The sequence below is a fragment of the Microvirga yunnanensis genome (genome assembly GCF_025460875.1).
In genome coordinates, this window is record NZ_JAMXFI010000028.1 from 72,958 (window position 1) to 82,278 (window position 9,321).

At 60.3% G+C, this 9,321-nt stretch carries 7 protein-coding genes; 6 read left to right on the forward strand and 1 reads right to left on the reverse strand.

Features of this window, described 5'->3' with window-relative positions; genetic code table 11:
* The first annotated feature begins 597 nt into the window (after positions 1-597).
* On the forward strand, positions 598-2,004 hold the full coding sequence (locus tag NF876_RS15885) for a thermonuclease family protein (RefSeq protein ID WP_262269763.1): 1,407 nt from the start codon (positions 598-600) through the stop codon (positions 2,002-2,004).
* A 526-nt stretch (positions 2,005-2,530) separates the two neighbouring features.
* On the forward strand, positions 2,531-2,731 hold the full coding sequence (locus NF876_RS15890) for a hypothetical protein (protein WP_262269764.1): 201 nt from the start codon (positions 2,531-2,533) through the stop codon (positions 2,729-2,731).
* A gap of 237 nt (positions 2,732-2,968) precedes the next feature.
* On the opposite strand, the gene NF876_RS15895 is transcribed toward NF876_RS15890, so the two are convergent.
* Positions 2,969-4,297 (reverse strand): IS5 family transposase, encoded by a 1,329-nt coding sequence (locus tag NF876_RS15895; protein WP_262269765.1) that lies wholly within the window; start codon positions 4,295-4,297, stop codon positions 2,969-2,971.
* Between the two features lie 1,204 nt (positions 4,298-5,501).
* Between NF876_RS15895 and NF876_RS15900 the strand changes: the two genes are divergently transcribed.
* The 4 genes from NF876_RS15900 to NF876_RS15915 form a co-directional block, all read left to right on the forward strand.
* Positions 5,502-6,302, forward strand: a complete 801-nt coding sequence (locus tag NF876_RS15900) for an ABC transporter ATP-binding protein (RefSeq protein ID WP_262269766.1) — start codon at positions 5,502-5,504, stop codon at positions 6,300-6,302.
* Positions 6,299-7,009: an ABC transporter ATP-binding protein gene (locus NF876_RS15905; protein ID WP_262269767.1), complete on the forward strand. Its 711-nt coding sequence runs from the start codon at positions 6,299-6,301 to the stop codon at positions 7,007-7,009. The genes NF876_RS15900 and NF876_RS15905 overlap by 4 nt, the downstream gene beginning before the upstream one ends.
* Positions 7,010-7,078: 69 nt before the next feature.
* Positions 7,079-8,284, forward strand: a complete 1,206-nt coding sequence (locus tag NF876_RS15910) for a M20 family metallo-hydrolase (protein ID WP_373696671.1) — start codon at positions 7,079-7,081, stop codon at positions 8,282-8,284.
* 73 nt (positions 8,285-8,357) lie between these two features.
* The coding region (locus NF876_RS15915) for a M81 family metallopeptidase (protein WP_262269769.1) at positions 8,358-9,321 on the forward strand (964 nt) is incomplete at its 3' end.

Sequence of the window (9,321 nt, forward strand, 5' to 3'; positions counted from 1 at the left end):
AAGCGCCGCTTCGCTCAACGGTGGCCTGACCGAGATTATCGTTACCGGCCTGACACGTTGAACGTGCGATGCAGTTCTGGCACGAACACATGCATTGTGCGTTCAGCTTTTGACTTTGAGGCTGTCAATCCTAAGCTGAACGAACGCTCGCGCGGGGTTGGGACGCATGAGTTGGTTGTGAGCTTCGCAGGAGAGCGGCCTGTGATCATCTTCGAAACGAGTCGTGTGCTGAGGAAAAAACGTCTGTGATCGCGAGTTGGTACAGAACCTTGCGAGAAGGTTTCTGTGTCTACCATGATAATGAAATCAGCTTTCGTCGGGGAAAAATAGAATATAGGCCTAGTATTAAGGCGTTATTCTTGCGAGTCCATACCAAAAGTGGCTATATTGACGACCAGAGCAGCTAAGATACAATTCATTTGTTTGTTCATAAAGGGTTTATTGCTAAAGCGTGCCTTGCCCGAATGATTTTGGCTCTTGCGTTGTAAGCGGTGTTAGAACGAGCACTGCTGTGGCTAGTCGAAGAGATTATGGGATGCCTATCCAACAGCACTACAAGTGCTCGCCCTAGCTTACAAGCCGACAGGATCGCTCTTGATGGAGATCCATATGTGCGGACGAAACTTTGCAGAGCTCACAAGTCGCTCTGCGAGACAGCATATCGTGCCATTCAGCCGATCGCTCCGGCAAGCTCGTAGCAACCTCGCAAAGACATCTGCAGCAGTTCTGTTAGGGATGCTGCTGAGTGCCCCTGCGATGGCTGAGAGCCAAACTATGACAGGAAAGAGCGATCTTGGCCTGCGCAGCCGTTCTACCATCCAAGATTATCAAACAACCGAAGCGGCCTCTGAAGCAGCAGGCCAGACACAGTCGAGGGGTTTCGGGAACGCCGCTGATATCCTGCCATTGATGGTTGACTCACCGGAGCGGCGGCAACTCGCAAAGGATATCGAGCGCTTCCTTCGCGAGGGCAAAGTACAAGAAGCTAAAAGCCGCCTCAGTAGGGCAACAAACGTTGGCACCCTTGCTATTGTACTCATGGATCAGCTTCGAAGGCCAAGCTTCTTAGGTGAGTTACAAGCACTTGGCCTCCCGGACGACGATCAGTCCACCGCGCTTCCAGCTGACGCAGGAGAGCTCGTGTCAGTGCCAATAGATGGTTCAGTCGCGACTCTCACTGCGGCAACATCTGAGGCGCTTGCAGAATTGAAAGCCGCCAGAGACCGAGAGCAGCAGCGGGCCGATGCACTTTCCCGCGACCTTTCCGCCGTTACTGAGGAACTGGTCGCGCTTCAGGCTTTGCGGGCACAAGAGGCCGCTTCTGCGGCAGTAAACGCGCAACAATGGGCAGAGCTCAAGGCGTCCTTCCAAAAGGAGCGCGAGCGGGCAGACGCTCTTACGCGTGATCTTGCCGTCGTGGCAGACGAACGTCACGCCCTTCAGCAACTGCGGGGGCAGCACGCGGTTCTTGCTGCATACAACCGCAGAGAACTACAGGAATTGGAAGAGGAGCTTGGGCGAGGGCTACAAAGGAATCAGGCCGCGTCTGCCGTGCGTCAAAGGGCGGACGAATCTCAGAGCAGCAAGAGCAGTGAGCCGATAGGCATGGCACGCCCTGCACGGTCGTCTGGGGACAGTTCACTGGGATCATTACCGGTCCGGGCGGCAGCTGTTCCGGTAACCACAAATATACTTCGTGGCGTTCCGAACGTTGTTGATGCAGCAACACTCTCACTGCAGGGCCGCACCATCCACTTGATGGGAGTACAGACGGATGGTGATGCAGGCAGCGCTAATGAATTGACCAAATATCTGGATGGCCGCGAAGTGGACTGTGAGCCTACAGGTCCAACAGATGTTTACCGATGCCAAGTCGACGGGATGGACCTATCCATGGTCGTGTTGTTCAATGGTGGCGGACGGGTTGCGCCGGATGCAAGCCTGGGACTTACGCTTGCCTCGGACCGGGCGCGGTCAGCTCGCGTAGGGATCTGGAGCAATTAGCTTATTCGCTCAAGCTGGCGCTAGCACGTTGTGGCCAAGGAGGAATGTCGCCTTCTGGCACGGTGCTGGCATTCTTTGAACGTCGGCTTTCGGTTGTAATCCGGTCGCATTCGGAGTCAGTCACGCGGGCAGGGTTTTGAGTTTAATCCGGGCCTACCGCGTACGGCGCTGGCGATAATTCTTCGGCCAGTAAAGCGCAGGCCAAGGCCTCGCGTTTCGACTTGGGTCAGTTCCATGCCCGCGCTCCTTTCGCCAACAGCAGGCATCTCAACACAAGGCTCAGCGGCTGAGCGGGAGCCGCTGCAGGTATTAAGCAGCCGCAAGTATAGAGGTAGGCGGCTGGCCTGAATCCCGGCAAGGCCGAAGGTGAGGAGCGCCGAAAACCTGCAGTGGTTCAAGTGCCCGCAAGGCTTGGAAGGTTTCAGACAACCTGACCCCGGGATTTAGGCTAGTAAGCCTTTTGCGCCCTTGGCACGTCAGACCTGAGAATGCAGGTTTACAGAGGCTTCGTAGAGGAGGCCTCGCCATGCTGGATCAACAGCTGCTGAAGCAGGCGCTCGATGAATTGGTCATACTCAAGTCTTGCGTGCATGGTCCCTCGCGGTTCCTCGGCCGGCTCTATGCCTCGGCCCTGGAGGAGTGGGCGGACCAACTCAGCATAGATCCGCCTAAGCTCGACAAGCTCGTCGTCACCAAAGAGGCAGCCTCGATCCAGCACCATCACTGAACCGCAGGCTCCTCCCTCCACGCCGTCCATGATGCCCGGATCACCACTCCTCCACGCCTGTTGGCTGAGTTGAGGAAGGGACGTGAACGTCGCCAGTCAGATGATTGAACGCAACCCCTATGTAGGACGGAATGATGCGCCCGGAGCCCGGCGAGGATCGTGCAGCCCTCGATCGGCTCCTATCGCCTGAATTAGTCGGCCCTGAATAATGCGTCGGCACGAAGCTGGCGTTGGATTTCAGGCGGCTTGAGAAGTATCCGGTTGCGCGGATGAGATGATCAGAGCTGCCCTGAGCCAGGCCACAAAAAGCCTGAGCCAGTTCAGGATCAGCCGCAGATTGTGCCCGGCGGCCACGAGGAGCGCATTCATCGCATCGCCGGCTGCTCCGAGCAGGTGATTGCGTCCAAGCCGTCCGTCGGCCTTCATGTGCCCGATCATCGGCTCGATGGCGGATCGGCGTCTCAGCTCCCGCCTGATCGTTGGCGTGAGCCCTCGCCGCTGTCGCGTGATGAACACCCGATCCGTCTTGGCGTAGTCGTGTCCGCGATAGCCCTGGTCGACGTAGATGCGTGCGGGCTCCACGTCCGTCATCGCGATGACCTGGCCGACGGTCGTGTCCAACGTATGCCCGTCGTACGGATTGCCCTCGAGCGCCTTGGACGCGAGCACGAAGCCTTCGCGGTTGGTCACCGCCAGCGCGACCTTGGAGCCAAATTCGTACGGCCGATGCGCCTTGCCCTTGGCGATGCACACCACCTCCGGTGCGTGCAGGCTATAGAGCTTGTTCTTGCTCGTGCGCTCCTGGGTCAGAAGACGCTCGATGAGGCCGAGCAGAGGAGCAAACCGGCGTGAGAGAACCTCATCCCCGGCGATTTTGCGGGCGACATCGCGGTACACGCGTCCGAGATAGGTCTTCAGCCGCTTCAACTCGCGCCGCATGCGTCGCATCTGCCGGGCATGGGCATAGCGACCGACCTGCACGGCGGCGCGTTTGGCCAGGCGGGTGTGGGCCTGACGCAGCTCGAGGCCGTGCCGCTTGGCCTGCCGCACCAGGGCAAGGAGAGCCTTGAGATAGAGCTTGGCGTCGGTGGGATGAGTGATGGCTTTGGGCTGCACGGTGGTGTCGACGCTGATCCGCTCCAGGCTCGTCGTCCGCACCGCGCCGCTCTCCAGCCCAGCCTGGATGGTGGCCGCCAGCAGCCTCTCCAGTCCTTCTGGCCCGAGCCGCTTGCGCCAGCGTGTCAGCGAACTTGGATCGCACGGCAACTGATGCTGGAAATACTCGCAGCCGCAGAACCACTGCCAATACGGGTTCTCGATCCAGCGCTGCACCACGGCTTCATCGGACAGGTTGAAGGTATGCTGGAGATAGGACAGGCCCACCATCAGCCGGGTGGGTTTGGCAGGCCGGCCGAGCGGCCGATAGAAGCGGCCGAACTCGTGATCGAACCTGTCCCAGTCGATCAAAGCAGCCAGGCGGAACAACGCGTGGCGGGGATCGAGGATCTGATCGAGGCGGCTGCGATAGAGGTCGCCGGAACTCGGCAGCGTCGGCTTGGGTCCCATGGCAAAACACCGGTTTTGAGCGGGTCAGTCCCCAGATGCCGGCATTTTACAATGCTTCGTGATGACGAAGAATCCTTCTGTCCCAACAAGTTGTGGGTTATTCAGGGCCGACAAGCTTAAGGCCCTTCCCGCTCCGGCGACCGGTCACGTTCGACCTTGGCACCGAGCTCGCCGATATAGGTCACTCAAAAACAAGCTTAGGGTGGATACGTATCTCTGCAAGCCGCAGGCACCCTGCCAAGAAGGCACGGTCGAGGCCACCAATGCCTACGTCGAGCTTCCTGTCACGCGAGACCAACTCACTGCCGTTCCTGGAACGGCTTTGGCAAGAAATTGCGGGACCTAAATGCCATGCGGCGTGAGTGCCTCCGTTTTTTGGACTCATCAAGAGATTTCAATAAGCCGCCTCGGCTCAAAAATCGTATCCCATTCTTCTAATTTCTTGATTGCAGCATGCCGAGGCTGACCAACTCGACTAAAGCCGTCCGAGCGAACTCTGATCTAACGGGCAGAAGTCGACCCATGCGCATATCTACGATCACGAAAAATAAAGCTTTGCGCCCCCTCCCCACTTTTTCGGTTTTGAACCTTTTCGGGATTTTTGTTGTAGGGTTCTCAGAAAATCGCATTCTCTAATGCGCGGTTTTTTGCCGAGCCGGTCTGTAGCTGATTTTTAGTTCTCCAACGGCGCTGCGGATAACCGCATCATTTTTGAGGAACGAAATAAACGATTATCGCGATGATTTAATCGCATTCTCCCAGTCAGACACGCTTTGGTTGAATGGATATTTAAGGTGCACCATAAGCTGATTTGCCGACGGTCTCAGAAAACTCGTGCAATGAAAGGGATGTGCTCGGGCCGGCCTTAAATTTTGGTCAAACTCTGGATCTGTGGCGCGGAGTCGAAGTAAGCATGAGCGCAACAGAACGACAGAAGGGGAGGGATACCAACTACTGTGCATCTCCTCTGCATCTGAGAGCATCTGATCGGCTCGGAAGGAGGGGTTCACGCAAAAAAGATGAACTGGCCCCACAGAAACAGTAAACAAAATTACATTAGCAAAGCTCAGTGCTTTCAAGTATACTTGTCTTATGAGGCATCTATCGAATAAAAGGACAACATTGCGCTATAATTAAGCTGATGTTTGCTAATGTACGTTATAATTAAATTATAGGTAGAAGTATAAATCCATCAATAGAATTCTTGCAGGTCGCGGAGATAGAAGTCACAACGGCCTACGATGTGGACGGAAGATTTGCAAACAATCTTGGCGTCCGCTACGGCAGCTTCCTCGCCCTCTCGGACGTCACGCTGTCGATCAAGTCCAACACGATTCATTCCGTGATCGGCCCGAACGGCGCGGGAAAGACCACCCTGTTCCATGCCCTCACCGGCCGCGTGCGAGCATCAAGCGGGCGGATCACCCTCGACGGGCGGGACATCACCCATGTGTCCGACGACAAGAGGGTGCCTCTGGGCATCGCCCGCTCCTTCCAGGTGACGAGCCTGTTCCAGAACCTGCGCGTTCGCGAGAACCTGCGCCTGGCGGCTCAGGGGCGCACGCCTCTGCAGGCGCTCGCACCCTGGCGCGGCGTCGATCCGCGTGACCAAGCGCTCGCCGTCGCGGACGAAGTCATGGCGCGCCTGGAGCTGACCCATGTGTCGGACAGGGCGGCGGGCGAACTCTCACATGGGCAGCAGCGGCGGCTCGAAGTTGGCATGGCGGTCGCCGCGAAGCCGCGGCTGATCCTGCTCGACGAACCGACATCCGGAATGGGCATCGACGACGTCGAGGCCATGAAGGCCCTGATCCGCGATCTGGGCCGCGACCACACGGTGCTCTTCATCGAGCACAACATGGGCATCGTCATGAACATCAGCGACACCGTAACGGTCATGCGTGCGGGGCGCGTGCTTGTGGAGGGGCCGCCCGCCGTGGTGCGAGACGATCCGGAAGTGCGGCGCGCCTATCTCGGCAACATGATCACGGGTGATCTCGCATGACCACGGCATTGCTCGAAATCGAAAACGTGCATGGCTATTACGGCAAGAGCCATATCCTTCAGGGCGTGACCCTCGAGGTGCGGGCCGGCGAGGTCGTGACGCTGCTCGGCCGGAACGGGGCCGGGAAGACCTCGACCCTGAAGAGCATCAGCGGCCTGCTCGCGCCGAGCGCCGGACGCGTGCGCTTCGCCGGAACGGATGTCACGGGATGGCGTCCTCACAAAATCGCTCAGCGTGGCCTCGCCCTCGTGCCCGAAAACCGCGGCATCTTCGGACTGCTCAGCGTCGAGGAGAACCTGCGCATCGCGCAGCGCAAGGGCTCGCCCTGGTCGCTGAGGGACGTGTACAGGATCTTCCCGCGCCTCGAAGAGCGCCGCCGCAACGGCGGCGGCCAGCTCTCCGGCGGCGAGCAGCAGATGCTGTCGATTGCCCGCGCCCTTCTCAACGCGCCGAAGCTCCTGATGCTGGACGAACCCGTCGAAGGCCTGGCTCCCGTGATCGTCGACGAGATCGTCGACCAGATCAAGAAGATTCGCGCGACCGGTGTCCCGATCCTGCTCGTCGAGCAGAACCTCGCCGTTTGCACGCAACTCGCCGACCGCCATTACATCCTGGAACTCGGCCGGGTCGTCTATCAGGGCACGCATGACGAGTTCGCGGCCGATGAGGCCACGAAGGACCGCTATCTGGGCGTGAAGGCCCACTGACCCCGCGTTTTGGTAAAGCGAATGATTCCCAATCTGCAAATCAATCCCCAGCGTCTCTGGGACAGCTTGATGAATACCGCCAGGATCGGCGGAACGGCGAAGGGCGGCGTGTCGCGCCTGACGCTGACGGATACCGACAGGCAGGTGCGCGACTGGCTGAAAAGTGAATGCGAGAGGCTCGGCTGCACCGTGACGGTCGACGAGGTCGGCAACATGTTCGCCGTTCGCCCCGGCAGGCGCTCCGATCTTCCGCCCATCGCGATCGGCAGCCATCTCGATACGCAACCCACGGGAGGAAAGTTCGACGGGATTCTCGGGGTGCTCGGCGGCCTGGAGGTGCTCAAGACCCTTCAGGATACCGGCTACGAGACGAACGCGCCGCTCATGCTGGTGAACTGGACCAACGAGGAGGGCTCGCGCTTCGCGCCCGCGATGCTCGGGTCAGGCGTCTATGCGGGCGTCTTCGATCGGGCCTATGCGGACAGCCGGGAAGATCGTCAGGGCGTCACCTTCGGCGAGGCCATCGAGGCGATCGGCTATCGGGGAGAAGCCAAGGCCGGATCGATCACGTTCGGAGCGATGTTCGAGCTGCATATCGAGCAGGGGCCCATCCTCGAACAGGAGGAAAAAGTCATCGGAATCGTCCAAGGCGTCCAGGGCATGCGCTGGTATGAGGTCTCCGTCACCGGACGAGAGGCGCATACAGGCTCGACCCCGATGCCCATGCGGCGCGACGCCCTCGTGGGCGCGGCGCGGCTCATCGACCGGATCGAGGCCATCGCGCTGGAGCACGCGCCTTCCGCCGTGGCCTCCGTTGGACTGGTCGAGGTGCAGCCCAATGCGCGAAACGTCGTGCCGGGCCACGTTTTCTTCACGGTGGATTTTCGTCATCCCGACGACGCCGTCCTCGACGTGATGGAGTTGAAGCTCCTCGCCGCGATCGACGAGGTGGCCGGCAAGGGAAACCTCGGCGTAGACTCCAAGAACGTCTGGGAATCGCCCGCCGTCAGGTTCGATGCCGATTGCCTTGCGTCCGTGACAAAGAGCGCGCAGGCGGCCGGGTATCCGGCGCGCGACATGATCTCGGGCGCGGGTCACGATGCAGCCTACGTCGCTCGCGTCGCACCGACCGCCATGATCTTCGTGCCCTGTGCGGGCGGACTGAGCCACAACGAGGAAGAAAGCACGTCCTTCGAGGAATGCGCGGCGGGAGCGCAGGTGCTCCTCGGCGCCGTTCTCGACTACGACGGGCGCGGGATGGAACGCCTAAACTGACACGCGTCCTTCAAGAATCCCGATACGAACAACGTACCGGCGCTGGGCAGCGCCTTCACAAGGATAGACCCGCATGCGCTTCGTCGTCGCCCGCATGAATCACGAAACCAATACGTTCTCGCCGGTGCCGACGCCGCTCGCGTCGTTCAATCCCCGCTGGGACGAGGATGCCCTGCAGGCCGGCGCAGGCTCCCGCACGGCCATGGGGGCTTTCCTGGCTTTTGCGGAAGCGCGCGGCGCGGAGGTGGTGACGCCGGTCTTCGCCACCGCCAATCCGAGCGGCCCCGTGGCGAACGAGGCTTTCGAGGCCATGGCGGCCGCCATCGTCGAGGCTGTCCGGAACGGATGTGACACCATTCTTCTCGATCTTCACGGTGCGATGGTGACGGAGAGTTTCGACGACGGGGAGGGCGAACTTCTCGCGCGCGTTCGTGCCGTCGCGCCGGATGTGCCGCTTGGCGTCGCCCTCGATCTTCATGGCAACATCACCGAACGCATGGTCGCCAATGCCGACGTGCTGGTCGGCTTCAAGACCTATCCCCATGTGGACATGCATGAGACCGGCGCCCATGTAGCTCGGCTCGTGGGGCGCATGCTCGACGAGCGGCTCGCGCCGAAGCGCGCATGGTGCCATCCGCCGCAACTGGCCCATACGTTGAAGATGAATACCGGCGTCCCCAGCGCCATGCAGGATGCGATCGCGGCGGCACGAAAGGCGGAGGAGCGGCCCGGCGTGCTCGCGGTCAGTGTCTTCGGCGGCTTTCCCATCGCCGACATCCCAGAGGCCGGCGTGTCGGTGATCACGGTCGCGGAATCCGCGGGTCTCGCGGCGGAGGTCGCCCGCGACATTGGCGGGCTTCTGTGGGAGCGCCGCGCCGAGTTCGTGTATCGTGAGGAGCCGCTTCAGCAATCGATCACGGAGGCGCGCGCCGCCGGCGAGGGAGCCGGGCAGGGCCCCGTGCTCCTGCTCGACCATGGCGACAACTGCATGTCCGGCGGCACCTGCGACACCATGGACGTGCTCAGCGAGGCGCTGA

Bases quoted from the DNA above. Each gene is read 5' to 3' on its own strand.
- NF876_RS15885 (WP_262269763.1), top strand. From the start codon at position 598: ATGGAGATCCATATGTGCGGACGAAACTTTGCAGAGCTCACAAGTCGC.
- NF876_RS15890 (WP_262269764.1), top strand. From the start codon at position 2,531: ATGCTGGATCAACAGCTGCTGAAGCAGGCGCTCGATGAATTGGTCATA.
- NF876_RS15905 (WP_262269767.1), top strand. From the start codon at position 6,299: ATGACCACGGCATTGCTCGAAATCGAAAACGTGCATGGCTATTACGGC.
- NF876_RS15895 (WP_262269765.1), bottom strand. From the start codon at position 4,297: ATGGGACCCAAGCCGACGCTGCCGAGTTCCGGCGACCTCTATCGCAGC.
- NF876_RS15910 (WP_373696671.1), top strand. From the start codon at position 7,079: ATGAATACCGCCAGGATCGGCGGAACGGCGAAGGGCGGCGTGTCGCGC.